Origin of the sequence: Xenorhabdus budapestensis (genome assembly GCF_002632465.1) — a bacterium.
Lineage (GTDB): Bacteria > Pseudomonadota > Gammaproteobacteria > Enterobacterales > Enterobacteriaceae > Xenorhabdus > Xenorhabdus budapestensis.
In genome coordinates this window covers 286,456-312,582 of sequence record NZ_NIBS01000001.1, presented here as the reverse complement: position 1 = coordinate 312,582, position 26,127 = coordinate 286,456, and the positions used below count along the sequence as shown (strand labels likewise).

Sequence of the window (26,127 nt, the reverse complement as noted above, 5' to 3'; positions counted from 1 at the left end):
GGAGAGAAGAATTCATGGATATAATCATTCTAGGCGTAGTAATGTTTACCCTGATTGTGTTGGCGCTGACGGCAATGATTTTGTTCGCAAAATCGAAGTTAGTGAACACCGGGGATATTAAAGTTGAAGTCAACGGCGATGAGGAGAAAAGTTTTACTGCTCCCGCTGGTGATAAGTTGTTGGGTATGCTTGCCAATCAGGGTATTTTCGTTTCTTCAGCATGTGGTGGTGGCGGCTCTTGTGGTCAGTGTCGTGTGAAGATCAGAGAAGGCGGTGGTGATATCCTGCCTACAGAGCTGTCTCACATTAACAAGCGTGAAGCAAAAGAAGGCTGCCGTCTGGCATGTCAGGTTAATGTTAAGCAAGACCTGAAAATTGAATTGCCGGAAGAGATCTTCGGCGTTAAGAAATGGGAATGTGAAGTTATCTCTAACGATAACAAAGCAACTTTCATTAAAGAATTGAAACTGAAAGTACCTGATGGGGAAGTCGTACCATTCCGTGCAGGTGGTTACATTCAGATTGAATGTCCTCCACATATTGCCCGTTATGTTGATTTTGATGTACCGCAGGAATACCGCGAAGATTGGGATAAATTTAATTTGTTCCGCTATGTTTCTGAAGTCAATGAGCCGACAGTTCGTGCATACTCAATGGCGAACTATCCGGAAGAGCATGGCATCATTATGCTGAACGTGCGTATTGCCACACCTCCGCCAAGAAACCCTGATGTGACACCGGGTATCATGTCTTCTTACATCTGGTCATTAAAAGCCGGTGATAAAGTGACGATTTCCGGCCCATTCGGTGAATTCTTCGCGAAGGATACTGATGCTGAAATGGTATTCATCGGCGGTGGTGCAGGTATGGCACCAATGCGTTCTCACATTTTCGATCAGCTCAATCGTTTGAGTTCCAATCGTAAGATCTCTTTCTGGTATGGTGCCCGTTCCAAGCGTGAAATGTTCTATACCGAAGATTTCGATCAGCTGGCGGCAGAAAATGAAAACTTTACCTGGCATGTTGCGCTGTCTGATGCCTTGCCGGAAGATAACTGGGATGGCTATACAGGCTTTATTCACAACGTCCTGTATGAAAATTATCTGAAAGACCATCCGGCACCAGAAGATTGTGAATTCTACATGTGTGGGCCTCCGGTCATGAATGCTGCGGTCATTAAGATGCTGAAAGACCTTGGTGTAGAAGATGAAAACATCATGCTGGATGATTTCGGTGGCTGATGATCTGAATCAGATCATGATCTATACCCTATGGATTTTAAGATTGAAAAACGCCGGGTATATAACACTTTGATTTAACGATAAGCGCCCACATTTCGTGGGCGCTGATGATTCAGAAAGAGTAAGTTATGTTGAGTAAAAAAATTATCAACTGGGGTGTATTGATGTTCATGGCCGTGCTGTTATCAGCATGTGGTGGTCCAGAACAACAGAACCTGAGTGGGCAAACGATGGGAACTTATTACTCCATCAAGTATATCACTGATTTATCAGGACCTTCCCCGGAAAAACTGCAAAAAGAGATTGATCGTTTATTAGAAGAAGTAAACGACCAGATGTCCACTTATCGGCCAAATTCTGAATTGAGTCGTTTTAATCAAAGTCGTGAAGTGAATAAACCCTTTCCGGTATCCACAGCTACAGCGAAAGTGGTTAAGGAAGCTACCCGTATTAATCAATTGACGGATGGTGCTTTAGATGTGACTGTTGGGCCATTAGTGAATTTGTGGGGATTTGGGCCGGAAGGACGAGTGACTAAAGCGCCAACAGATGAAGAATTGGCAACACGCCGTGCGTGGATTGGGATCGATAAATTATCTGTTGAAGGTAATAATCTGATTAAGTCCATTCCTGAATTATATGTTGATCTTTCCTCTATTGCTAAAGGCTACGGTGTTGATGTGGTCGCGGAATACCTGGCTTCTCAGAATATCAGGAATTACATGGTTGATATTGGTGGTGAAGTTCGCACATCAGGAAACAACGGTAAGGGTACTCCATGGCGAATTGCGATTGAAAAGCCATCCGATAGTGGAATGACGCAAAGTGCTCAGGAAATTATTGAACCGGGTGAGATGGCTGTCGCGACATCGGGTGATTACCGCAACTATTTTGAACAGAATGGCGTGCGTTATTCTCACACCATTGATCCCAAAACAGGGAACCCCATCAGACATAATCTGGTTTCGATTACGGTTATTGCACCGACCTGCATGAGCGCAGATGGTTTTTCTACCGGGATAGATGTGTTAGGGCCAGTTAAGGGAATGGAATTAGCTGAAAAACTGAACATTCCGGTTTTTATGATAGTCAAAACTAAAGATGGTTTTGAAGAACGTTATAGCCCGGCCTTTAAGCAATATTTACAACAGAAAAAATAAGAGGGAAAGGTTATGGAAGTTTTTATCGCAGCCTTTATCTTTTTCCTGCTGGCTTTTGTGGGGATGGCATTAGGCTATATCTTTAAGCGCAAAAGTATTCAGGGAAGTTGTGGAGGCTTGGGAAGTATAGGTGTTGAAAAAGTCTGCGATTGTCCTGAACCTTGTGATGCGCGTAAAAAACGTATGGCAAGGGAAGCCGCTCGTTATGCGCAACTGGAGAAAAACCGCATTCTTTGATGATGTTTTTCTTGTGAGAAAATCTATCACCAGTTAAAAAAATAACGTTGGAAGGATAGCCCGCTGTGAGACAAAACAGCGGGTTTTTATCGGCTTCTTACAGGATATTAAAAGGATTATCAGTTGAGTGGTTAAGTGTCAGTTAGAATTGCTGTGAAATACTGAATTTGTAATTACGACCAATACCTGAAACGGCTTCTCCTAAATATGGATAGTAATCACGGTTGAACAGGTTATCTACAGTGATCCGTGCTTCAAAGCCTTTCATAAGAGGCGGGCGCCAGCTTGCAAACAGACCATGCAGGGCATAGCCTCTGGTTTTTGGTAATGACCAATGCCATGCTTCTGGATCGCCATCTACAGATGAACGATCTTGTTTGCGGATAAAATCACCTTTCCAGCCCATCGCCATCTGCCAGCGTGGGATTTTGAACCCAAGCATAGCATGTGCAGATCTTGGCGGAATTTCAGCAATCCAGGTCTTATGTCCTATCCACGGATCGCGCATCGAAGCATCACGCTGGCCGCGAATGGTAGAGAAAGAAAATTTTCCGAATAGTGTTCTGCTGTCATAGAAGGTCTCTATTTCCAAGCCTTCTATAGTATAACTCGGCAGGTTGCGATAATTCGCTAATGGCTTTTCACATGAGCTACTCGAACCACTTTCAATTTGTTCTGTACAATAAATTCCACGTCTTTTGAAGATTTCATCCTTACCACGGTTACGGAATAAGGTTGTACGAATTTGCAAGCTGTCATTTTCAAGCATCAGATCATCGAAATCGAGAATGGCACCAAGTCGTATCCCTGTCATTCTTTCAACCTTAAGATTACGGCTGGAGCCGGGAAGATTGGTTTTTGCTGACTGAACTTCATACTGTTCATCTACCAGTGGTGCTCTCCATGTGCGGCTGATATCTGCAAATAGTGAAAGATGTTGGTTGGTTTTCCACACTACTCCCAAATGAGGTGTCCAACCAGTATAAGTCACACTGCTATAATCATGGTTGATTTCAGGTGATTTGTTGTTAAAGCGAGGTGCCTTATTTTCTTCACCAATGTTTTTAACATGGTCATAGCGAATCCCTGGCGTGATTGTAATATTCCCTAGTTTCAAAGAATCTTGCATATATACGCTGTAAGTATGCTGATCGCCCGCTGGCATATAGTGAGGCTGGTAATAGCCGTAATTATATTCAGCATTATTTTTATTGCCTTTATCGAACATTAAAACGTTGCGTTGGTTCTTATGCCAACGGGCGCCTGCTATTAATTCATGTTCGATTATACCTGTTGAGAACACGCTGTTATTATTGATATCAACCAAATTGTCAGTGTAATCAACCCAGCTTTTATTACCCATTAACCCACTGAAAGAAGATGCAGCATTCTCAGGGCGACTATCGTTTTGCTTGGTTTTGGAATAGGCATAGGTAAGTGTTAAATTTATCCATGGATTATCTTCCGGTGCGATACTCCATTTGGCAGAATAGTTTTGATCGATTTGATCACGGAAGACCAATTTTCTTTTCCAGGCACCATCCCAGCCATATCTTTTGATGTCAGCATCAGATGGAACTACCATTCCATCCCGTTTAGCTGCCCACGGCTGCCAACCATCTGATTCAGAGCGCATAGCGGACAAACTTATAGTATGCGTGTCATTGGGGTAGAAATTGGCTTTCAATAAATAAGACGTTTGGTTGTTTTGTGAATATTCAAAACGTGTACCATCAGGGCGCTTGATATTATGACCATCACGTTTGTTGGTATACAGCAATCCATCAGCATAGCCATTAGGATCTCTGCCGTATAACGCAATACTGTTGATCCATTGCCTGTCATTGGTGTGGTAGCTTTGTTTGATAAAGCCGCCCCAATCTTCATCCGGACGTAACAAGTCGCTGGTATCTTTTGTCACAATTTTGACAGAACCGCCAAATCCACCGTTGCCATTCAATAAATTGTGTGGCCCTTTATCAACATCAATACGTTTGATTAATTCTGGTTCTATAAAAATGGAACCCTGACGATATTTCTCGAATCCTTTGGGTGCATCATCCAGTGTGATTTTGATGTCTTCTGATTCTCCCATTCCCCAGATATTTAAGGTTTGCCCACCGGAGCGCGGCGAGCCGGACATAGAAACACCGGGAAGCTGTTCGAGTAATTGGGCAACGTTATCAGCCTGAGTCCGGTCGATATCTTCCTTTTTGAGCGAAGAACTACCTGCGCTGGTGCTGTTGTGGACACTTCCTATTACCGAAAGCGTTGATAGTTGTATAACCTTATTTTTCTTTTCGGCACCCTTCTCAGCAGGATTTTCTGCCGCTAAAACGGCATTGGAAAATACAATACCTAATACCAGTGTTCCCGAAAATGTTCCGTTTAAGATTTTTCGAATAAAAGTTGTGATTGGGCGTTTTTCTAAATTTTGACTATTATTTGCCATAAATTTCCTAAAATGTGTTTGTGTGAAATATTGCATTGTTATAAGTCATCTAAGAAAGCAAGTCGGGCAGATAAAAATGAGAATTATTTTTATCTGCATGTTTTTTATCGGCACAGTTTTTTATCAGTACAGTTTTTTTATCGGCATAGCTTTTTATAGACATAGCTTTTATAGGTATGGTTTGCTGCAAAGTGCTTATGGGATGTTGTGGTATAAAAACCAAAACACTCATTCGCAAGGTCATTTCCGTAAGTGCAAGGGGTTAGTCAATGAAGAAGATTCTTAGTACGCTGTTCTTGGTAGGAATTGTGGCATTTATTGCAGGCTGTGATGATGCTTCCAAAAAAGCGGAGGATTCAACCCATCAAACCGAAGATAGTGCATCTCAAATGAAAACGGATACTGAGCAGAAAAACTCAGAAATGACGGACAATGAAAAAGAAAAATCACAGGACATGAAAGACAATGCTGCGGGTGGAGAGCGTGAATCGGTAGATAAATCCAAGGAAAAACAGGGTAATATGAACCATTCCACTCATGATGCGGTAAGTCAAACGCAGTCTTCCAATACGGGTGATGTTACAAAATCTCTAAATGACGCAGCGGATAAGATGACAGCCAAAGCGGGGGAGATACAACAACAGGCCACGGATAAAATTAATCAGTTTGCAGATGCAGTAAAGTCGAAGACGAAAGAAATAAAATCGGATGCCGATAAAAAGACGGATGATTTAATCAACAGTCTTAAAGGTGATAATAGCAAAAAAGAGGAAGGTTAATTCAACGTATCAGAATTTATCATTCTGATAATTTATTCATATAGGAAGGGTGATCTGAACATGATCACCCTTTTTTTCAGGAACTCTCTGATGATGTGTTTACTGGCGATTTGCGTACCGGGGCACCATTGGCGACATAATATTTTGCCTGACTGCGGGGCAGAGGGGGATGTCCCCGGATTTTATCGGCAATTTTCTCTGCCATCATGATAGTGGTGGCATTCAAATTACCGGTAATAATTTCCGGCATTATAGACGCATCAATGACACGCAGGTTTTCAACACCATGCACTCGCCCTTGACTATCAACAACAGCCATTTCATCAAATCCCATTTTACAACTACAGGATGGATGAAACGCTGTTTCGGCACGCTCCCGAATAAAGGCATCCAACTGCTCATCTGTCTGGATACCAGATCCGGGGCTTATTTCCTGGCCACAATAAGGAGCAAGTGCGGGTTGTGCCATAATTTCCCGTGTAATGCGAATGGCATCGCGGAATTCCTGCCAGTCCTGTTCTGTAGACATATAGTTGAACAAAATGCTTGGATGCTGGTGTGGGTCACGTGACTTGATTTTCACACGCCCCCGACTTGGGGAACGCATCGAACCGACGTGAGCCTGAAAGCCGTGTTTATTGACTGCATTACTACCATTGTAGTTAATGGCAACGGGTAAGAAGTGATACTGAATATTGGGCCAGGCAAATTTTTCACTGGTGCGGATAAAACCACCGGCTTCAAAATGATTACTGGCACCAATACCAGTGCCTTTAAATAACCATTCAGCCCCAATCATTGGTTGGTTATACCATTTCAAAGAAGGATAGAGAGAAACAGGTTCGAGGCACTCATATTGCAGGTACATTTCAAGATGATCCTGAAGATTTTGCCCTACACCGGGCAAAATATGTATCGCAGGAATACCAAATTCATGCAATACATCTTCAGGGCCAATGCCTGAACGCTGCAAAATCTGCGGGGAAGCGATGGCTCCGGCACAGAGCAAAACTTCTTTGCGTGCTTTGGCCTGCGTCAGTGTTGAACTATTACCTTGGTAGAAATCGACACCAACGGCAGTTTTACCCTTAAATTTGATGGTGTCTGTTAGTGCATGAGTCATAATGGCTAGGTTAGATCTAGATTTGGCTTGATCCAGATAACCGCGAGCAGTGCTGGAGCGACGGCCTTTTGGTGTGACAGTACGATCCATCGGGCCAAAGCCTTCTTGCTGGTAGCCATTCAGGTCGTCAGTACTTGGATAGCCAGCCTGAATACCGGCTTCTACCATCGCATGAAAAAGCTCATTATTATCGGCCTTGGGTGTGGTAACACTGACAGGGCCATCGCCGCCATGGTAGTCATTCGGGCCAATATCCCGTGACTCTGCTTTACGGAAATAAGGCAGGCAATCGAGATACCCCCAATCTTCCAGACCGGGTTGTTTTGCCCAATTATCAAAGTCCATCGCATTGCCACGGATATAGCACATGCCATTGATCAATGACGATCCCCCTACTCCCTTACCCCGTCCACATTCCATACGACGGTTATTCATGTAGGGTTCGGGATCGGTTTCATACGCCCAGTTGTAACGGGTTCCCTGCAAGGGATATGCCAGCGCTGCTGGCATTTGAGTACGAAAGTCGAATCGGTAATCTGGCCCACCTGCTTCCAGCAACAGGACAGTAACATTCGGATCTTCCGTTAAACGAGTTGCAAGCACATTACCCGCTGAACCAGCACCGATAATAATGTAGTCAAATGCCATTGTTATCTCCTCTGTTTCAGTCGTGGGTTAAAATAGGGATTCGAAATTTCCTAGTTCAACCTGTATTGATTTAATCTGTGTATAGTGTTGTAGAGTAACCAGCCCATTTTCGCGTCCGACACCAGAATGTTTGTAGCCACCGACTGGCATAACTGCCGGTGATTCTCCCCATGTGTTGATCCAACAAATCCCGGCTTCTAATTGGTGGATAACACGGTGAGCACGGGATAAATCTTTCGTCACTACTCCTGCGGCAAGGCCATAATCTGTGTTATTAGCGCGAGCAATGACCTCATCTTCTGTTTCGTAGGTCAGAATACACATTACCGGGCCGAAAATTTCTTCCTGGGTAATCAGCATGTCATCGGTACAGTCGGTAAATACGGTTGGTGCAATAAATGCCCCTTTCGCCAGATCACCGTCCATTAAGCGTTTACCACCATATAGCAAACGGGCACCTGAATTTTTGCCGCTTTCTATGTAGCGTAAGACAGATTCCATATGCTGGAAGCTTACCAATGGGCCAAAATTGGTATTCGGATCAAGCGGTGAGCCAATGCGGATCCGTTTGATACGCTCCATGATTTTATTTTCAAAATGGGGAGCCAGTGCCTTCGGGATAAAAACGCGTGTACCGTTGGTACAGACCTGACCTGAACTGAAAAAGTTTGCCATCATGGCGATATCGGCAGCCCGATCCAGATTGGCATCATCGAAAATGATCAACGGAGATTTACCACCCAGTTCCATTGTGACTTCTTTCAATGTTGAGCCGGATGCGTTAGCCATCACTTTCTTGCCGGTGACAATACCGCCGGTAAAAGACATTTTGGCGATTTTCGGATGGACAGCCAGATAATGGCCCACTTCATGCCCCATGCCTGTCAGGACGTTAAATACGCCATCAGGTAAACCCGCTTCAGTATAAATTTCAGCGAGCTTCAGGGCGGTGAGGGAAGTCACTTCACTGGGTTTGAAAATCATGGCATTACCAGCCGCCAGCGCTGGTGCTGATTTCCACAAGGCAATTTGGATTGGATAGTTCCATGCCCCAATGCCTGCCACGACGCCTAGTGGTTCACGACGCGTATAGATGAAAGAGGATTCACGCAATGGAATTTGCTGGCCTTCAATCGCAGGGATCAGACCGGCATAATATTCCATAACGTCGGCACCGGTAAGGATATCAATTAGTTGAGTTTCGGAGAGCGGTTTGCCGGTATCCAGTGTTTCCAGTTCGGACAATTCATCATTGCGCTCACGGAGAATATCTGCTGCTTTAAGTAAGATCCGTGAACGCTCTACCGCAGTCATTGCTGCCCAGATTTTTTGTCCTTTTTGGGCACTTTCCACAGCCAGCTCAACATCTTGTTCAGTTGCAGCCTGCAATTGAGCAATGACTTCACCATTGGCTGGATTGATTGCATCAAAAGTGTTTCTATCAGGGTTGGCACTATCAACATAAGCACCGTGGATATAAAGCTTCTGTAAACCAAAACGGGTCATAGAGTCTCCTTAGATCAGAATTCAGGGTACACAGGTTATCTGAGTTTCTGCTCGATATAATCGATGGTGATAGTGAAGGCACTTTCTATATCAAAGGGCTTGCTGCTCAAGGCACTTCTCAGCCAGATACCGTCAATCAGAGCTGCCAGCCCTTGTGCTGCCAGTTGCGCTTCTCTTTTGGGTAGAGTCCTTCTGAATTCAACACAGATATTGGAATATAAGCGACGTTCGTTCACTTGTTGTAATCGGTACAAATTGGGCTGGTGCATGCTGCTGGCCCAAAAAGCCAGCCAGGTTTTCATGGCTGCATTATTGATTTGACTGGCGTCAAAATTTCCTTCAACGATGGCTGTTAGCCTTTGAGCCGGAGTAGCATTGTTGAGTAGCCTTAACCGTCGTGCTACAGCCATTTTGAGTTGATACAATAGATGCCGCATAGCTGCTTCAAGTAATCTGTTCTTATCTTTGAAATAGTGACTGATAATACCGTTAGAAACCCCGGCTTTTCTGGCTATCTGCGCAATACTTGCTTCCTGCATTCCAACTTCATTGATGACCGCTAATGTTGCATCAATGAGTTGTTGTTTTCTTATCGACTGTATTCCAATTTTGGGCATGACCTTACGCTCAGAAAATCAATGATCCGGCGCTATTAAACTTTTTTTTAATTGAATGTTCAATCAAAATTAAATATGTTTTATTACAATATTTTTACAAAATGGAATTGGAACTATTGAGAGTTAGTTTATTTTTTATTTATTATTCATATGGTTATTGTCATTATTCTTTTTCGTTTTTTCTTTTCATTAATTTCAGGAACTGCCTATGAACACACAAGACAGTCCAAAAAACATTCAGAAGGATACACTGAACTCTGTCGTTTTTTTTATCTCAGCAGTGTTAATTATTGTCTTTTCTCTTTTCACGTTTTTCTTTACGGATGCAACGAGTATCTGGATAAAAAGTACGCTGAACTGGGTATCTAAAACTTTTGGCTGGTACTACCTGCTGGCTGCAACGCTTTATATTGTCTTTGTCATATTTGTTGCATCTTCCCGTTTTGGTTCTATCAAACTAGGGCCGGAACAATCTAAGCCTGAGTTCAGTTTGCTCAGTTGGGCGGCAATGTTGTTTGCTGCCGGGATAGGTATTGATTTGATGTTTTTCTCAGTAGCTGAACCGGTTACGCAATATATGCGTCCACCTACGGGGGAAGGAGAAACGATTGAAGCAGCTCGTCAGGCGATGGTGTGGACATTGTTCCACTATGGCCTGACGGGCTGGTCTATGTATGCTCTGATGGGGATTGCTCTGGGCTATTTCAGTTATCGTTACAACTTGCCATTAACTATCCGTTCAGCGCTCTATCCTATTTTTGGCAATCGTATCAAAGGGCCTATCGGTCATACCGTGGATATCGCTGCGGTAATAGGCACGATTTTCGGTATCGCAACTACATTGGGAATCGGTGTGGTGCAGCTAAATTACGGTTTGAAAGTGCTTTTCGGGCTGCCACAGGGCTTGGGCGTTCAGGGGGGATTAATACTGCTGTCGGTGATAGTAGCAACGGTATCTGTCACCTCTGGTGTGAACAAAGGCATTCGATTTTTGTCCGAATTGAATGTGTTACTGGCATTAGGGTTGATTCTATTTATCTTGTTTGTAGGGGATACAGAATTTTTGCTTAATGGACTGGTGCAGAATGTTGGTGATTACATCAGCCGTTTTATGAGCATGACACTCAATAGTTTCGCATTTGAACGTCCGACCGAATGGATGAATAACTGGACACTATTTTTCTGGGCATGGTGGGTTGCCTGGTCACCGTTTGTTGGATTATTCCTTGCGCGTATTTCCCGTGGCCGAACGATCCGCCAGTTTGTAATGGGAACCCTGGTTATTCCATTTGTTTTTACGCTGCTTTGGTTATCGATTTTTGGTAACAGTGCGTTATATGAAATTCTTCACGGTAATCGGCAATTAGCTGAAACAGTATTGCTCCATCCGGAGCAAGGTTTTTATAACCTTCTGGCACTTTATCCGGCTTTTACTTTTAGTGCTTCCGTTGCCACTATCACCGGGCTGTTATTTTATGTCACATCGGCCGATTCGGGATCGTTGGTTTTAGGCAATTTCACATCTAACCTCAGTGATATTAATAATGACGCACCAAACTGGCTGCGGATATTCTGGTCTGTGGCAATTGGTGTACTGACATTGGGCATATTGATGACGGATGGTATCTCTGCTTTACAAAACACCACAGTAATTATGGGATTACCGTTTAGTTTTGTGATCTTCTTTATTATGGCGGGATTGTATAAATCATTGCGAGTGGAAGACTTCCGTAAGGCCAGTGCATTGCAGAATACATCCCCAACATTGGTGCATGACAATGGTTCTTTGAACTGGAAGCAGCGCCTGAGTCGTATGATGCATTTTCCGGGAACGAAAAGTACCCAACGTATGTTGGATATGGTATGTCGTCCTGCGATGCAGGAAGTTGCAAAAGAGTTGGAATTACGCGGTGCGAAAGTGCAATTTAGCACACTGCCTTCGGAGGAGGATAAGCGCCTTAGCCCGCTTGAACTGATTGTTGATTTGGGGGAAGAACAGAATTTTATTTATCAGGTATGGCCGCAACGCTATTCCGTGCCCGGATTTACTTATCGTGCGAGATTGGGTAAGTCTTATTACTTCCGGTTGGAAACCTTTCTGATGGAAGGTACGCAGGGTAATGATTTAATGGGCTACACAAAAGAACAAATAATCAGCGATATTCTTGATCACTATGAAAAACATCTGAATTTTATTCATTTGAACCGTGAAGCTCCAGGACAGACTTTGATTTTCCCAAGTGGGGTATAAACCGGAAACGGTCTGTAATATGTCATTGCAGACCGTCCTTGTTGGAAAAATAATCTAATTCCTGATTAGTTAATTTTTAGAATAAAAGACCTCTGGAAGAGAGATAATAAGAGTGAAATGCAGGTTGATATTTGCCTGTATGATAAAAATGGTTAAAAAAAGTAGCGCGTTATGATTTTTAACTGTATTTTTATACAGTTTCTTTGTCGTGGAGAGATCAGATGCGCAAGATTATTCATATTGATATGGACTGCTTTTTTGCTGCTATTGAAATGCGGGATAATCCATCACTTCGCGATATTCCTATTGCTGTTGGTGGCAGCGCTGACAGGCGAGGTGTTATCAGTACAGCCAATTATCCTGCCCGCCGTTTCGGCGTACACAGCGCTATGTCTACCTCAATGGCATTGAAACTTTGTCCTCAATTGAAAGTGATTTCAGGACGAATGGTGTTCTATAAAGAAGTTTCTCAACATATCCGCCAAATTTTTTCCCGTTATACCGAACTGATTGAACCACTTTCTCTGGATGAGGCTTATCTGGATGTAACGGATTGCCAATATTGTCATGGCTCCGCTACGTTAATTGCTAAAGAGATTCGTCAGGTAATTTTTAAGGAGTTGCAACTAACTGCTTCGGCAGGTGTTGCACCCGTTAAATTTCTGGCCAAAATTGCATCAGATATTAATAAACCCAATGGTCAATATGTGATTGCTCCTGAACAAGTTGAAGAGTTTGTACAATCTTTACCATTACACAAAATTCCTGGCGTGGGGAAAGTAACTGCTAATCGATTATCAGATATGGGTTTGGAAACCTGTGTGGATGTGCAACGCTATGACAAGTTAGAGTTAATAAAAAAATTGGGGAAATTTGGCTTGGCACTTTGGCAGCGTTGTCATGGTATTGATGAGCGTTTAATCAAGCCTGAGCGCTTACGTAAGTCTGTTGGTGTAGAAAAAACACTGGCGCAGGATATTCATGATTGGCGTGATTGTGCCGAATTGGTTGAATATCTTTACCCTGAACTGGAAAAGCGGTTGGGAAAGGTCAAGCCCGATCTCCGTATTGCTCGTCAGGGCATTAAATTAAAATTTGATGATTTTCAACTGACGACACAGGAATATGTTCATCCTCTATTAGATAAACAGGATCTGCTTCGGATAGCCAGACAGGCTTGGGAAATTCGCAGAGAAGGCCGGGGTGTTCGGTTAGTTGGCCTGCATGTGACATTACAGAATCCACAACTGGAACGGCAGTTATTGTTGGAATGGTAATGTTGTCTGTTATGGGGAAAGCGTGTAAGAAAGAATATTCCCCTGCTTATGAGCAGGGGAATGTGCCGATATTACTCTTTTACCGGAATTGATTTCAGAATGGCAGTCAGCAATTGCCAATACTGACCAACACTCTTAATGTGAACTCTTTCATCAGGTGAATGCGCGCCACGAATGGTTGGGCCAATGGAGACCATATCCATATCTGGATATGGTTTTTTAAACAACCCACATTCCAGACCTGCGTGGATCACCATAATATTCGGAGTGTTGTCGAACAGTTGGTGATAAGTTTCGCGGACTAAATGCATAACCGGAGAATTAGCATCCGGCTGCCAGCCCGGATAACCACCACTTGCTGTTGTTTCTGCGCCGGACAGTTTTGCCAGAGAATTCAGCATTCCGACAACATAAGCTTTACCACTTTCAATTAATGAACGGATCAGACAGATAATTTCCACTTTGTCTGCTTCCATATTAACAACACCTACGTTCAGGGATGTTTCTACGACACCTTTAGCGACATCGCTCATACGGATAACACCGTTAGGCATGGTGTTTAACATAGAGATAAAACGAGACTGGCAATCTGCTGTCAATGCTGGTGATGAAGTTTCAATTTCGTCTAATAAGAGAGTCAAATTCGCTTCAGCAACCGCATATTCATTTTTCAATGTTTCCAGATAATTATTTTTTAACTGATGTAGCTTTTGGCACTGTTCTACTGGCACGGCAATGATAGTAGAGCCTTCACGAGGAATAGCATTGCGCAGTGTCCCTCCCTGAAAATGAATCAATTTCAGGTCAAGTTCTTCTGTATATGTAGCGAGGAAACGAGCCAGTAATTTGTTAGCGTTACCTAATCCTAAGTGGATATCACCACCGGAATGACCGCCTTTTAAGCCTTTCAGCGTTAGTTGCAGAGTTTGATAGTTTGCTGGCAGAGACTCGCGGGAGAGTGTTATCGTTGAGACAAAATCAATACCACCCGCACAACCCATATAGATTTCGCCTTCTTCTTCTGAATCAGTATTTATCAGAATATCAGCTTGTAACCAGCCGGGTTGAAGGCCGAATGCACCATCCATACCTGCTTCTTCAGTCATGGTCAGTAAAACTTCCAGCGGGCCGTGTTTGACAGATTCATCTGCTAGCACTGCCAAGGCGGAAGCCATACCAATACCATTATCTGCCCCTAATGTTGTACCTTCAGCCGTTATCCAGTCACCGTCAATGTAAGGACGGATAGGATCTTTCGTAAAATTGTGTTGTGTATCATTATTTTTTTGAGGAACCATATCAAGATGAGCTTGAAGTACAACCGTCTTGCGGTTTTCCATGCCTTTTGTGGCCGGTTTTCTGATCAGGATATTACCGACTTCATCGCGCTCAACATGGAAATTTCTGTTTTTGGCCCATTCAACGATGTGAGTGGCCAGTTCTTCTTCATGATAGGATGGGTGTGGGATGGAGCAAATTTTAGCAAAAATATCCCATAATGGCTGAGGGGATAGTGTTGATAATTCGGACACGTCAGATCTCCTATAACTGCATCTTGATGAAATGGGAAGTATATAATGTTTGACATATCGGGGGCTTTTATCATCTTGAGCTGCCCAGTGTCTATGCTCTTGCCTGAGAATACCATTTTCTTGTAAATAATGCGCAATCAGGATCAGGATGTTCCCTTGTTTTTGCTGGTTTTTGCTCGCCTAAATCACTATAATCTCGCGCAACCTTTATTCCGCAACAAACTCTTTTCTGAGATTTTCTTAGTTTCCAGGATCAAATTTTATGAGCGAAAAATATGTCGTAACGTGGGATATGTTGCAAATACATGCCCGTAAACTGGCACAACGTTTACTTCCCGTAGAGCAGTGGAAAGGCATTATTGCTGTAAGTCGTGGCGGGCTTGTACCTGGAGCATTATTGGCTCGTGAACTGGGGATCCGTCATGTGGATACAGTTTGTATTTCCAGCTATGACCATGATAATCAGTGTGAGTTAAAGGTATTGAAAAAAGCTGAAGGGAATGGGGAAGGCTTTATCATCGTTGATGATTTGGTTGATACCGGAGGCACTGCTCAGGTACTCCGTGAGATGTATCCAAAAGCGCACTTTGTGACGATTTTTGCTAAACCTGCTGGCCGTCCGTTAGTGGATGATTATGTAGTTGATGTTCCTCAAAACATATGGATTGAACAGCCGTGGGATATGGGCGTGATGTTTATTCCACCTATTTGTGAATAATAATTATACTATACCCCTCGTCTTTCAAGTTGCCCTTTAATTGGTTGCGCTACTCTTCATAGCTACCCCAGTCATATAGTTGTCTATGCATCTGGGGATTTTTCTCTTGCTACTGCAATGCAATTCGAAATCTATTGGGTACTTTTATAATAAGCAGTGATAAATTTCTTTTGCCATGACTAAACAGAACCTCTCAGAATCGCTGTTTAAACCTCAGGTTAAACATCCGGAAACTTCCACACTGGTAAAATACGTTTGTCCACAAGCGACTAACATCAGTAATAAAATGCTCAGTGGAGAGCGCCAGGAACGCTGGTATCGCATGATTAATTGGCTCGCTTGGATCTGGAGGGGGATAAATCCGCTGGAAATTCAAGATGTTCTCAGCAGGATTGCAGTGACAAATGCTGAACGCAGTCATGACCATTTATTGGACACAGTGGTTGGCTATCGTAAAGGGAATTGGGCATTTGAATGGTCACAACAGGCAATGTTCTGGCAGCAGAAAGCACAGCATGCTGAACAGGGATCCAAAACCAGTGAATGTTGGTTAAAAGCCTCAATGTTATACAGCATTGCCGCTTATCCCCATCTGCGTGGTGACGAGTTGGCAGATCAGGCTGTTTCCCTAGCTAATAAAGCTTATGAAAATGCAGCACATTTCTCCGATTATCAATTGAAAAAACTGAAATTTCGGTTAGAAGAAGGTAAAACTGTTACTGGTTTACTGCATATTCCTTCAGGTGTTCAGGGGCCGTGTCCGACAATACTCGTTTGTGCCAGTCTTGATAGTCTGCAAAGTGATTGTTGGCGATTGTTTCGGGAACATTTCTCACCGTTAGGTTTTGCAATGTTGACGGTAGATATGCCTTCTGTAGGTTATTCAGCCAAGTTTACATTGACACAGGATACCTGCGCTCTTCATCAACAAGTATTGCAACAATTAAAAACTGTTCCGTGGATTGACCATACAAGAGTGGGTATTTTTGGTTTTCGTTTTGGTGCCAATATTGCTGTTCGTCTTGCATATCTGGAACCTCATCTTATTAAGGGAGTGGCTGTGGTCAGCCCGGTTGTTCATGAACTACTGCATGGTGAGAAGTTGCAGCAGAAAATTCCGTCAATGTACAAAGATGTAATTGCCAGTCGTCTGGGCATTTACCATGTTGATGAGGCTGCTCTGCGTTCAGAACTGAGCTGTTATTCTTTGAAAAATCAAGGACTACTGGGGCGTCGCTGTTCTGTGCCAATGTTTTCGGTATATTGGAAAGATGATATTTTCAGCCCAAGAGAAGACTCAAAACTTATTGCTAGATCATCAATGGATGGCTCCTTATTGGCAATTCCGTCAACGCCTGTCTACAGTGGTTTCAGTAGGGCATTACACGAATCAAGTGTATGGTTGAAAGATAAAGTTGACTAAACTTAAATTTAATAGTTGAAATTTTTTAATCATTTGATACAAATGTGCTTCTGTTTATAAAGGAGACCTTTGTATGACTGTACCCGCAAGTTATTCCAGAAATAAGTTGTTAAAGAGTTTTTCTGCATTAGGGCCCTACTTACGCGAATTAAAATGCCAAAATCACTACTTCTTTTTTGATTGTCTGGCTGTTTGCGTGAGTGCAAAAGCAGCCCCAGAAAAACGAGAGTTTTGGGGATGGTGGTTAGAATTGGAATTACAGGAAAAAGGGTTTGTTTATAACTATCAGATAGGTCTGTTTGATAAACATGGTGAGTGGCAACCAATGAGTATCAAAAAAGAAGTTGATCTTAAGCATCTTGAATCAACATTGCAGGCGTTTCACAAACGTCTGTCCAATTCTCTTGATACCTTCAAACTGACGCTGATCCCATCCGGCAACACTGTCACTCCTCAGGTTTAAATTTTGGCATGAATTTTTTTTGAATTTTGCGTTATGCCAGTTGGCATGACGCTTCTCTCCTGCTAAAACTGAGCTCTGTTTTTTTAAATTTACTGTGTCTTATTTATTTTTCAAATGAATGGTAATGGCAGGAATATGATGAATGACAGTCAAACATTGGTTGTGAAACTGGGGACGAGTGTACTGACTGGTGGTTCCCGTCGTTTAAATCGTGCTCATATGGTGGAGTTGGTTCGGCAATGCGCGCAGCAACATGAAAAAGGTCACCGTATCATTATTGTGACTTCCGGTGCAATTGCAGCGGGTCGGGAACATCTTGGTTATCCGGAGCTGCCGGCGACAATTGCTTCAAAACAGTTGTTTGCTGCTGTAGGGCAAAGCCGGTTGATCCAATTATGGGAGCAGCTTTTCTCCATTTATGGTATTCATGTCGGCCAAATGTTGTTAACACGGGCAGATCTGGAAGATCGTGAACGTTTCCTGAATGCAAGGGATACACTTCATGCACTACTTGATAACCAGATTATCCCTATTATTAATGAGAATGATGCAGTTGCAACAGCAGAGATAAAAGTGGGTGATAATGATAACCTTTCTGCTTTGGCGGCAATTCTGGGCAGTGCGGATAAATTGTTGCTTCTGACAGACATGGAAGGGTTATATACTGCCGATCCCCGTAATAATCCTGACGCGGAACTCATTCGTGAAGTGCATGATATCAGTGATGAACTCAAAATGATGGCCGGGGACAGCGTTTCAGGTCTTGGAACCGGTGGTATGGCAACAAAACTTCAGGCCGCAGGTGTTGCAGGGCGTGCCGGAATTGATGTGATTATTGCTGCGGGTAATAGAGCTAATGTCGTTGCTGATGTGATTGAGGACAAATCGGTTGGTACACGTTTCCATGGCTTGACCAGTCCGATGGAAAATCGTAAGCGCTGGATCTTCGGTGCACCTTCTGCGGGAGAAATCATCGTTGATGATGGCGCAGAATCTGCCATTCTTGAGAAAGGCAGCTCTTTACTGCCGAAAGGGATCAGACGTGTTGCAGGTGATTTTTCCCGTGGTGAAGTTGTCCGCATCTGTAGCTTATCCGGCAAGAAGTTAGCCCATGGTGTATGCCGTTACAACAGTGACGCTTTACGCCTGATTGCAGGTCACCATTCACAGAAAATCTGCCAGATATTGGGTTATGAATATGGTGCAGTTGCTGTGCACCGTGATGATATGATCGTAAGTTAAGGATTCCACCATGCTAGAGCAGATGGGAAAAGCAGCCAAATCAGCATCATGGCAACTGGCTCAATTGAGCACCAGTCAGAAAAATCAGGCGTTGAGTCATATTGCTGATTTACTTGAACAGGAAACAGAAGAGATCCTTGCTGCTAATCAGCAGGATATGGAACAAGCCCGTCAACAGGGTATGAATGAGGCATTACTTGATCGGTTATTGCTGACTCCTGAACGGTTGAAAGCAATTGCTAATGATGTGCGTCAGGTTTGTCGCTTGGCTGATCCTGTGGGGCAGGTGATGGATGGACAACTGCTGGATAATGGGTTGCAACTGAGCCGCTGCCGTGTCCCTCTTGGCGTAATTGGCGTAATTTATGAAGCTCGTCCCAATGTCACTATTGATGTGGCATCATTATGCCTGAAAACAGGGAATGCAGTGATACTACGTGGTGGTAAGGAAACCCATCATACCAATCAGGCAATGGTTAAAGTGATCCAACAAGCATTGGAACAAAGTGGTTTAACTGCCACTGCTGTACAGGTGATTAATAAACCTGATCGTGAACTGGTTGCCGAATTATTGAAAATGGATCGCTATATTGACATGCTGATCCCGCGAGGTGGTGCTGGGTTGCATAAACTTTGCCGAGAACAATCCACTATTCCGGTTATCACTGGAGGAATAGGTGTTTGTCACACGTTTGTCGATGAACATGTGAATTTCGAAAAAGCATTGGGCGTTATCACCAATGCAAAAGTTCAACGCCCAAGTGCCTGTAATGCTTTGGAAACTCTGCTGGTGCATGAGAAGATAGCTGCTGACTTTCTGCCGGCATTAAGTGTCAGAATGAAAGAGCAGGGAGTAACACTGCATGCAGGGACGTCGGCTATGGCGTTACTGAAAGATGGCCCGGCAAAAGTTGTTGAAGTGACAGAAGAAGACTATTGCGATGAATGGCTGTCATTGGATATGAATGTAGAAATTGTCAGCGATATTGATAAAGCTATTGAACATATCCGTACTCATGGTACAGCCCATTCGGATGCTATTTTGACAGAATCTTTACAGCATGCAGACTATTTTATTCGTCATGTAGACTCTTCGGCTGTATATGTAAATGCCAGTACACGTTTTACTGATGGCGGTCAGTTTGGTTTAGGGGCAGAGGTTGCTGTCAGTACCCAGAAACTACACTCCAGAGGTCCAATGGGACTGGATGCATTGACGACTTATAAATGGATTGGTTACGGAGATTACCTTACCCGTCGTTAATGGCAATATTCTGTTTTAGTAATTTTTAAATCAGAACAAGCCACACTTACCATTAAGTGTGGCTTTTAGTGTGATAAAAATAGTGCGGTAAAAATATATTTTTTACATCAGTGTAAATATTTGGTTACTATACTTTGTATTCAACTTTAATGGCTCAGACCTTCAGGAAAAACAATACAATGAAGCAAACTCTATTTATCGTAGGTGCACGTGGTGCAGGGAAGACGACAATAGGTAATTTGTTGGCTGAAGTGTTAGCGTATAAATTTGTTGACACCGATGAAAATATTCAGATTTCATGCGGGATGACTATTGCTGACCTCGTTGAGCAACGTGGTTGGGACTATTTTAGGAAGTTGGAAAGCCAAACATTGAAAGCTGTTAGCCAGAAAAACCGGGTCATTTCTACAGGCGGTGGAATGGTATTGGCAGCCGAAAATCGGCAATATATGCGGCAAAATGGCATTGTGATTTATCTGCAAGCCCCGGCAGAAGTTCTGATAGAGCGGTTGTCTCATAATCCAGAAAATTCACAGCGCCCCAGTCTGACCGGGAAGTCTATAACAGAAGAAATAGCCGGAGTGTTGGCAGAAAGAGAACCATTATATCGTGAATGTGCACATTTTATCGTCGATGCTACCCTATCAATAGAAAATACCGTTCTTGATATAAAAAGTTATATTTTGAGGCAATAGAAACAGATAATTTGATATATTTTTTTATTTTTACGTTTATTTTTTATATGAGTAATAAATTCTATATCTCAGATCATTTATACCTCTTATAGTATCGCTCTATTTATTACTCACTTTAATTTTATTTAATTATATTGAGATATGGATATGCTCTTAAAGTTTCTGCGATTACTTGTGCGTGTGCTCTTTAGAGTTACAGTAGAAGGTGATGACAAGCATCTCAAACACCCCAAATGTATTATTACTCCCAATCATATTTCCTTTTTGGATGGTCTTTTGGTTGGGCTTTTTCTGCCAGTGAAACCCGTATTTGCCATTTATTCTAATATTGCGACACGGAGCTTTCTCAAATTTATTAAACCCTATGCGGATGTTGTGCCTCTGGATCCAACGAACTCAATGGCAATCAGGACACTAGTTAAAGAGATCGATAATGGGCGGCCTATCGTGATTTTCCCTGAAGGCCGGATCACAGTAACGGGCTCTTTGATGAAAGTTTATGATGGTGCAGCGTTCATTGCAGCCAAGTCAGATGCCAAAATTGTGCCTATCCGTATTGATGGTGCAGAACAAAGTATCTTCGGGCGTCTGAAAGGCGTTATGAAACTTCATTGGTTTCCTAAAATTACCATCAAGATTTTACCTGCCATGGATTTTCCGATGCCTGATGCACCGGATTCGTCAACGCGTCGTCGTTTGGCGGGAGAAAAACTGCATGCTGTCATGATGGATGTGAGAATGCAGACACGTCCGAAAGAGACGTTATTCAGTGCTTATCTTACAGCTCAAAAGCGTTTTGGTCGTTTTAAACCCTGTATTGAAGATGCTGCACTGAAAGAAGATAGTTATCACACATTATTGAAAAAAATATTGGGAGTCAGTCGGATCTTAGAACGTTTTACTCAGGAAAATGAAAGAATAGGATTTTTGCTGCCTAATGTCACTGTTATGGTGGCTGTTATATACGGTGCATCGCTGAGAGGGCGGGTTCCTGCCTTGTTGAACTATACGGCGGGAAGTAGTGGTATTAAAAATGCCATACAAGCGGCGACAATCAAAACCATTGTGACTTCTCGCCAATTTCTGGAAAAAGGGCAGTTAACCTATTTGCCTGAGCAGGTAACAGAAGCGAATTGGGTCTATATTGAAGATCTGAAAGATACCATTACACGGGACGATAAGTTGTGGATATTTTGGCATTTAATTTTCCCGACTAAAGCTATTCTGCCTTCACAGAAACCAGAAGATGATGCGCTGATCCTGTTTACTTCAGGTTCTGAAGGTGTGCCAAAAGGGGTTGTGCATAGTCATGCCAGTTTATTGGCTAACGTTGAGCAAATTAAAACAATTGCAGACTTTACTCCACAGGATCGTTTCATGTCATCTTTGCCCCTGTTTCATGCCTTTGGGCTGACAGTCGGGTTATTTACCCCTTTGATGACGGGAAGCCGTGTATTCCTTTACCCAAATCCACTGCATTATCGTGTTGTTCCTGAAGTAGTCTATGACCAAAACTGTACTGTCTTGTTTGGAACCTCAACTTTTCTGGGTAACTATGCCCGTTTTGCCCACCCTTATGATTTTACCCGCTTGCGTTATGTGGTTGCAGGTGCAGAAAAATTGTCAGAAAACACCAAACGTGTTTGGCAGGATAAATTTGGTATCCGTATTCTGGAAGGTTACGGCGTGACAGAATGCGCTCCCGTTGTGTCAATTAATGTCCCGATGGCTGCCAAAGTAGGTACAGTTGGACGGATTTTGCCGGGTATGGAAGCGCGCTTACTGCCTGTACCGGGCATTGAATATGGCGGCCGTTTGCAATTACGTGGCCCGAATATCATGAAAGGTTATCTGCGGGTTGAGGCTCCAGATCGTCTTGAGCCACCTGCCGCAGAAGATATTGAAGGGGATCTACAGCTTGGTTGGTATGATACAGGTGATATTGTCTCTATTGATGAAGAGAGTTTTTGTACGATTAAAGGGCGAGTGAAGCGTTTTGCTAAATTGGCAGGTGAAATGATTTCTCTTGAAGCTGTGGAGCAAATTGCTTCAAGGATCTCACCGGATGCTCTGCATGCAGCAACGGCAAGAAGTGATCACAGTAAAGGTGAAGCTCTGGTGCTGTTCACGACAGATACGGTTCTGAACAGAAATGCGATGTTAGTTGTTGCACGCGAAATTGGAATGCCTGAACTGGCAGTTCCACGCGATATTCGCTATGTGCAGCAATTACCTTTATTTGTTAGTGGCAAACCTGATTTTGTCACATTAAGAGAAATGGCAGAGCAGGAGTAAGGAAATGAATGGGACTATGGAGACACAACCATTGTTAAGTCGAGGAATGAAGGCAGTTTTATTATCCCAGTTTCTGTCTGCTTTTGCTGATAATGCACTATTCTTCGCTATATTAGCTCAATTGAAGGCTGAGTCTTATCCGGGATGGAGTCTGCCAGCCCTACAAATTGTTTTCGTGTTGACTTATATTGTGCTTGCCCCCTTTGTGGGGCAAATTGCTGATCGGTTTCCGAAAGGCCGGGTTATGCTCTTTTCCAATGGCATCAAATTACTGGGTGCTGTCAGTATCTGCATTGATATGAACCCTTTTTGGGGATATACCCTTGTGGGAATTGGAGCAGCAGCTTATTCACCTGCCAAATATGGGATCTTGGGCGAATTGACTGATGGCGGGCGTTTGGTCAAAGCTAATGGCATGATGGAAGCATCAACAATTGCAGCGATTCTGATTGGTTCTGTAGCAGGTGGCTTTCTCTCTGATTTCAGTCTGTTTCTTGCATTAGGGCTATGCGCCTTTATGTATGGTGCGGCTGTGGTAGCCAATTTCTATATTCCTCGCTTGGCGGCAGCCCGTCAGGGGAAAGGTTGGGATCCCAAAGCAATGCTGGTGGATTTTATCGCTGTTACTTCTGCCCTTTGGCGAAATCCAGAAACCCGTTTCTCTTTAGTTGGAACTAGTCTGTTCTGGGGGGCTGGTGTTACTCTTCGCTTTTTGTTGGTTGCATGGGTCCCTATCGTTCTGGGAATTGAAGGTAATACAACGCCAACCTTGATGAATGCAGTCGTTGCAATTGGTATTATTGTGGGAGCAGGTTTGGCTGCAAGGTTTATTACATTGAAAACTGTGCGTCGCTGTATGCCTGCCGGAATTCTGATCGGTGTTATTGTTATCATTTTTGCCATTCAACAATCGATATGGAATTCATACTTAATCCTGATTACGCTTGGGGTGCTTGGTGGTCTTTTCGTCGTGCCATTGAATGCGTTGTTGCAGGAACATGGGAAGCATGAGATGGGAGCCGGTAAAGCTGTTGCGGTACAGAATTTTGGCGAAAACAGCGCAATGCTGATTATGCTAGGGCTGTACTTAATTTCCATCATGTCAGGAATGTCCGTCATTGCTATAGGTATTGGTTTTGGTATCTTACTTTCTTTGGCAATCGGTGGGTTGTGGATTTGGGATCTGCTTCGGAAAAATTAATTTCTTATAGCGTTAAAGGCGTACTATGGGTGAAAAAATCCTGAATCAGCTTAGTATTGAACTTGGGAAAAGGTTACGCCAGAAGCAGTTATCCATAACCTGTGCAGAATCCTGCACAGGGGGATGGATCACTAAGACGATCACAGATATTGCTGGCAGTTCAGCCTATTTTAATCGTGGTTTCGTGACTTATAGTAATGATGCCAAGCATGAAATGCTGGGAGTATCGCAGATGTCGCTGACTCAGTTTGGCGCAGTCAGTGAGCAGGTTGTTAAAGAAATGGCTTCAGGAGCGTTGGAAGTCGCTAAAGCGGATTTTGCTATTTCAGTCAGTGGCATAGCAGGGCCAGAAGGTGGCAGCGAAGAGAAACCAATAGGTACAGTTTATTTTGGGTTTGCTACCCGTGATGGTGAAAATATATACACGAAGTCATATCGTCGGCTTTTTACTGGTGATCGTTACTTTGTACGGCTCCAGTCAGCTATTTTTTCTTTAAAAACATTGCTGGAAGAAATCATAAAAAATTAACTTGATGCTGTATGATTATACAGTATAATTGGTTTCAGCACTTTGATTATATAAATGTGGTATCAGAAACAGTTTATCAGCAGTGGGGCAGCCCCTACACTTCATTGCTTACGAAGGAGTAAACATGGCTAACGATGAAAACAAACAAAAAGCACTAGCAGCGGCACTGGGTCAAATTGAAAAACAATTTGGCAAAGGTTCTATCATGCGTTTGGGCGAAAATCGCTCAATGGATGTTGAAACCATTTCTACTGGTTCACTGTCACTGGATATTGCTTTAGGTGCAGGCGGTTTGCCAATGGGGCGTATTGTTGAAATATACGGGCCTGAATCTTCTGGTAAAACAACGCTAACCCTTCAGGTTATTGCCGCAGCTCAGCGTGAAGGCAGAACATGTGCTTTTATTGATGCCGAGCATGCCCTTGATCCGGTTTATGCCAAAAAATTGGGTGTGGATATTGATAACTTACTGTGTTCTCAGCCTGATACTGGTGAACAAGCGTTAGAAATCTGTGATGCTTTGTCACGTTCTGGTGCCGTTGATGTTATTGTGGTTGACTCTGTTGCTGCGTTGACACCAAAAGCAGAAATCGAAGGTGAAATCGGTGATTCACATATGGGGCTGGCGGCTCGTATGATGAGCCAAGCTATGCGTAAGCTGGCAGGAAACCTGAAAAACTCCAATACATTGTTGATCTTTATTAACCAGATCCGTATGAAAATTGGTGTGATGTTTGGTAATCCAGAAACCACAACCGGTGGTAACGCACTCAAATTCTATGCATCTGTTCGTCTGGACATCCGTCGTACTGGCTCTGTGAAAAACAGCGATGAGGTTGTCGGTAGCGAAACTCGTGTGAAGGTAGTCAAGAACAAAGTTGCAGCGCCTTTTAAACAAGCTGAATTCCAAATCCTGTATGGTGAAGGCATTAATACTTATGGTGAACTTATCGACCTGGGTGTTAAACACAAAATGGTGGAAAAAGCGGGTGCATGGTACAGCTATAACGGCGACAAAATTGGTCAGGGTAAAGCTAATGCCACAATTTACCTGAAAGAGCATCTAGAAGTTGCGTCTGAACTGGATAAAAAACTGCGTGAATTGCTGTTGAATAATGCAGGTGGATTCAGTAGCGCTGCTTCTGATTATACTACTGATTATGAAGACAACGTCGAAGAAGTGAATAACGAAGAGTTCTAATCACTTTTCACTTTGTGATCACAAATTGTTTCCGTCAAAAACCACACCCAATTTGGGTGTGGTTTTTGCTTTTATGTAGGAATAAATACGATTGGAAACGATTGCATCGAAACTGGTCTGACAAACAGACTTTCAGAAAATGCCCAGACGAATTACAATGCTGAAAAGCGAATGGATTTATATGGGATTTTACTTCTTATGGAAGACACTCTATTTTAACCCTATTTTAATATGTTCGTGAGTTGAAATGGTGATGAGATATACCACCTCAAC

At 43.1% G+C, this 26,127-nt stretch carries 22 protein-coding genes; 16 read left to right on the top strand and 6 right to left on the bottom strand.

Going from position 1 to position 26,127, the window contains the following annotated elements; genetic code table 11:
• Positions 1-14: 14 nt before the first annotated feature.
• The 3 genes from nqrF to nqrM all read left to right on the top strand — a co-directional run bounded on the left by nqrF (position 15) and on the right by nqrM (position 2,638).
• Positions 15-1,241 (top strand): NADH:ubiquinone reductase (Na(+)-transporting) subunit F, encoded by a 1,227-nt coding sequence (gene nqrF, locus Xbud_RS01535; protein ID WP_099134403.1) that lies wholly within the window; start codon positions 15-17, stop codon positions 1,239-1,241.
• A gap of 128 nt (positions 1,242-1,369) precedes the next feature.
• Positions 1,370-2,401 (top strand): FAD:protein FMN transferase, encoded by a 1,032-nt coding sequence (locus tag Xbud_RS01530; protein ID WP_099134402.1) that lies wholly within the window; start codon positions 1,370-1,372, stop codon positions 2,399-2,401.
• 12 nt (positions 2,402-2,413) lie between these two features.
• Entirely contained in the window at positions 2,414-2,638 is a 225-nt protein-coding gene (gene nqrM, locus Xbud_RS01525; RefSeq protein WP_099134401.1) for a (Na+)-NQR maturation NqrM, read from the top strand.
• Between the two features lie 142 nt (positions 2,639-2,780).
• On the opposite strand, the gene Xbud_RS01520 is transcribed toward nqrM, so the two are convergent.
• Together Xbud_RS01520 and Xbud_RS01515 are read right to left on the bottom strand one after the other, a co-directional pair.
• On the bottom strand, positions 2,781-5,090 hold the full coding sequence (locus Xbud_RS01520) for a TonB-dependent hemoglobin/transferrin/lactoferrin family receptor (RefSeq protein WP_244589831.1): 2,310 nt from the start codon (positions 5,088-5,090) through the stop codon (positions 2,781-2,783).
• Positions 5,091-5,139: 49 nt separating this feature from the next.
• Complete coding sequence (locus tag Xbud_RS01515) at positions 5,140-5,322, bottom strand: hypothetical protein (RefSeq protein ID WP_099134399.1); 183 nt, start codon at positions 5,320-5,322, stop codon at positions 5,140-5,142.
• A 37-nt stretch (positions 5,323-5,359) separates the two neighbouring features.
• On the opposite strand from Xbud_RS01515, the gene Xbud_RS01510 reads away from it, so the two are divergent.
• Positions 5,360-5,869, top strand: coding sequence for a hypothetical protein (locus Xbud_RS01510; protein WP_099134398.1), 510 nt, complete (start codon positions 5,360-5,362; stop codon positions 5,867-5,869).
• Positions 5,870-5,945: 76 nt separating this feature from the next.
• Here the strand turns inward: Xbud_RS01510 and betA are convergent, their stop codons facing one another.
• From betA to betI, 3 genes are read right to left on the bottom strand one after another with little or no spacing between them, the layout of a single operon-like run.
• The gene (gene betA / locus Xbud_RS01505) at positions 5,946-7,640 is read right to left on the bottom strand and encodes a choline dehydrogenase (protein ID WP_099134397.1); all 1,695 of its coding nucleotides are present in this window, start codon (positions 7,638-7,640) and stop codon (positions 5,946-5,948) included.
• 27 nt (positions 7,641-7,667) lie between these two features.
• A complete protein-coding gene (betB, locus tag Xbud_RS01500; protein WP_099134396.1) occupies positions 7,668-9,146 on the bottom strand; it encodes a betaine-aldehyde dehydrogenase in 1,479 nt (492 codons plus the stop codon).
• Positions 9,147-9,181: 35 nt separating this feature from the next.
• A complete protein-coding gene (betI, locus tag Xbud_RS01495; protein WP_099134395.1) occupies positions 9,182-9,763 on the bottom strand; it encodes a transcriptional regulator BetI in 582 nt (193 codons plus the stop codon).
• 208 nt (positions 9,764-9,971) lie between these two features.
• Between betI and Xbud_RS01490 the strand changes: the two genes are divergently transcribed.
• A complete protein-coding gene (locus Xbud_RS01490) occupies positions 9,972-12,014 on the top strand; it encodes a choline transporter (protein WP_099134394.1) in 2,043 nt (680 codons plus the stop codon).
• 221 nt (positions 12,015-12,235) lie between these two features.
• Positions 12,236-13,291: a DNA polymerase IV gene (gene dinB / locus Xbud_RS01485; RefSeq protein WP_099134393.1), complete on the top strand. Its 1,056-nt coding sequence runs from the start codon at positions 12,236-12,238 to the stop codon at positions 13,289-13,291.
• Positions 13,292-13,362: 71 nt separating this feature from the next.
• On the opposite strand, the gene pepD is transcribed toward dinB, so the two are convergent.
• Positions 13,363-14,823 (bottom strand): beta-Ala-His dipeptidase, encoded by a 1,461-nt coding sequence (gene pepD / locus Xbud_RS01480; RefSeq protein WP_099134392.1) that lies wholly within the window; start codon positions 14,821-14,823, stop codon positions 13,363-13,365.
• Positions 14,824-15,085: 262 nt separating this feature from the next.
• On the opposite strand from pepD, the gene gpt reads away from it, so the two are divergent.
• The 10 genes from gpt (at position 15,086) to recA (ending at position 25,854) form a co-directional block, all read left to right on the top strand.
• Positions 15,086-15,541 (top strand): xanthine phosphoribosyltransferase, encoded by a 456-nt coding sequence (gene gpt, locus Xbud_RS01475; protein ID WP_099134391.1) that lies wholly within the window; start codon positions 15,086-15,088, stop codon positions 15,539-15,541.
• A 175-nt stretch (positions 15,542-15,716) separates the two neighbouring features.
• Entirely contained in the window at positions 15,717-16,964 is a 1,248-nt protein-coding gene (gene frsA / locus Xbud_RS01470) for an esterase FrsA (protein WP_099134390.1), read from the top strand.
• Between the two features lie 73 nt (positions 16,965-17,037).
• A complete protein-coding gene (crl, locus tag Xbud_RS01465; RefSeq protein ID WP_099134389.1) occupies positions 17,038-17,427 on the top strand; it encodes a sigma factor-binding protein Crl in 390 nt (129 codons plus the stop codon).
• Between the two features lie 138 nt (positions 17,428-17,565).
• Positions 17,566-18,669, top strand: a complete 1,104-nt coding sequence (proB, locus tag Xbud_RS01460) for a glutamate 5-kinase (protein ID WP_099134388.1) — start codon at positions 17,566-17,568, stop codon at positions 18,667-18,669.
• Between the two features lie 10 nt (positions 18,670-18,679).
• Entirely contained in the window at positions 18,680-19,933 is a 1,254-nt protein-coding gene (gene proA, locus Xbud_RS01455) for a glutamate-5-semialdehyde dehydrogenase (RefSeq protein WP_099134387.1), read from the top strand.
• A 179-nt stretch (positions 19,934-20,112) separates the two neighbouring features.
• Positions 20,113-20,628, top strand: a complete 516-nt coding sequence (gene aroL / locus Xbud_RS01450; RefSeq protein ID WP_099134386.1) for a shikimate kinase AroL — start codon at positions 20,113-20,115, stop codon at positions 20,626-20,628.
• Positions 20,629-20,775: 147 nt separating this feature from the next.
• On the top strand, positions 20,776-22,923 hold the full coding sequence (gene aas, locus Xbud_RS01445) for a bifunctional acyl-ACP--phospholipid O-acyltransferase/long-chain-fatty-acid--ACP ligase (protein WP_099134385.1): 2,148 nt from the start codon (positions 20,776-20,778) through the stop codon (positions 22,921-22,923).
• A gap of 4 nt (positions 22,924-22,927) precedes the next feature.
• Positions 22,928-24,124: a lysophospholipid transporter LplT gene (gene lplT, locus Xbud_RS01440; RefSeq protein ID WP_099134384.1), complete on the top strand. Its 1,197-nt coding sequence runs from the start codon at positions 22,928-22,930 to the stop codon at positions 24,122-24,124.
• 25 nt (positions 24,125-24,149) lie between these two features.
• Positions 24,150-24,653, top strand: coding sequence for a nicotinamide-nucleotide amidase (gene pncC, locus Xbud_RS01435; protein ID WP_099134383.1), 504 nt, complete (start codon positions 24,150-24,152; stop codon positions 24,651-24,653).
• Between the two features lie 124 nt (positions 24,654-24,777).
• Entirely contained in the window at positions 24,778-25,854 is a 1,077-nt protein-coding gene (gene recA / locus Xbud_RS01430; protein WP_099134382.1) for a recombinase RecA, read from the top strand.
• Positions 25,855-26,127 lie beyond the last annotated feature (273 nt).

Excerpts from the sequence above, each read along its gene's own strand:
- nqrF (WP_099134403.1), top strand. The coding sequence starts at position 15 with ATGGATATAATCATTCTAGGCGTAGTAATGTTTACCCTGATTGTGTTG.
- Xbud_RS01530 (WP_099134402.1), top strand. The coding sequence starts at position 1,370 with ATGTTGAGTAAAAAAATTATCAACTGGGGTGTATTGATGTTCATGGCC.
- nqrM (WP_099134401.1), top strand. The coding sequence starts at position 2,414 with ATGGAAGTTTTTATCGCAGCCTTTATCTTTTTCCTGCTGGCTTTTGTG.
- Xbud_RS01520 (WP_244589831.1), bottom strand. The coding sequence starts at position 5,090 with ATGGCAAATAATAGTCAAAATTTAGAAAAACGCCCAATCACAACTTTT.
- Xbud_RS01515 (WP_099134399.1), bottom strand. The coding sequence starts at position 5,322 with ATGAGTGTTTTGGTTTTTATACCACAACATCCCATAAGCACTTTGCAG.
- Xbud_RS01510 (WP_099134398.1), top strand. The coding sequence starts at position 5,360 with ATGAAGAAGATTCTTAGTACGCTGTTCTTGGTAGGAATTGTGGCATTT.
- betA (WP_099134397.1), bottom strand. The coding sequence starts at position 7,640 with ATGGCATTTGACTACATTATTATCGGTGCTGGTTCAGCGGGTAATGTG.
- betB (WP_099134396.1), bottom strand. The coding sequence starts at position 9,146 with ATGACCCGTTTTGGTTTACAGAAGCTTTATATCCACGGTGCTTATGTT.
- betI (WP_099134395.1), bottom strand. The coding sequence starts at position 9,763 with ATGCCCAAAATTGGAATACAGTCGATAAGAAAACAACAACTCATTGAT.
- Xbud_RS01490 (WP_099134394.1), top strand. The coding sequence starts at position 9,972 with ATGAACACACAAGACAGTCCAAAAAACATTCAGAAGGATACACTGAAC.
- dinB (WP_099134393.1), top strand. The coding sequence starts at position 12,236 with ATGCGCAAGATTATTCATATTGATATGGACTGCTTTTTTGCTGCTATT.
- gpt (WP_099134391.1), top strand. The coding sequence starts at position 15,086 with ATGAGCGAAAAATATGTCGTAACGTGGGATATGTTGCAAATACATGCC.
- frsA (WP_099134390.1), top strand. The coding sequence starts at position 15,717 with ATGACTAAACAGAACCTCTCAGAATCGCTGTTTAAACCTCAGGTTAAA.
- crl (WP_099134389.1), top strand. The coding sequence starts at position 17,038 with ATGACTGTACCCGCAAGTTATTCCAGAAATAAGTTGTTAAAGAGTTTT.
- proB (WP_099134388.1), top strand. The coding sequence starts at position 17,566 with ATGAATGACAGTCAAACATTGGTTGTGAAACTGGGGACGAGTGTACTG.
- proA (WP_099134387.1), top strand. The coding sequence starts at position 18,680 with ATGCTAGAGCAGATGGGAAAAGCAGCCAAATCAGCATCATGGCAACTG.
- aroL (WP_099134386.1), top strand. The coding sequence starts at position 20,113 with ATGAAGCAAACTCTATTTATCGTAGGTGCACGTGGTGCAGGGAAGACG.
- aas (WP_099134385.1), top strand. The coding sequence starts at position 20,776 with ATGCTCTTAAAGTTTCTGCGATTACTTGTGCGTGTGCTCTTTAGAGTT.
- lplT (WP_099134384.1), top strand. The coding sequence starts at position 22,928 with ATGAATGGGACTATGGAGACACAACCATTGTTAAGTCGAGGAATGAAG.
- pncC (WP_099134383.1), top strand. The coding sequence starts at position 24,150 with ATGGGTGAAAAAATCCTGAATCAGCTTAGTATTGAACTTGGGAAAAGG.
- recA (WP_099134382.1), top strand. The coding sequence starts at position 24,778 with ATGGCTAACGATGAAAACAAACAAAAAGCACTAGCAGCGGCACTGGGT.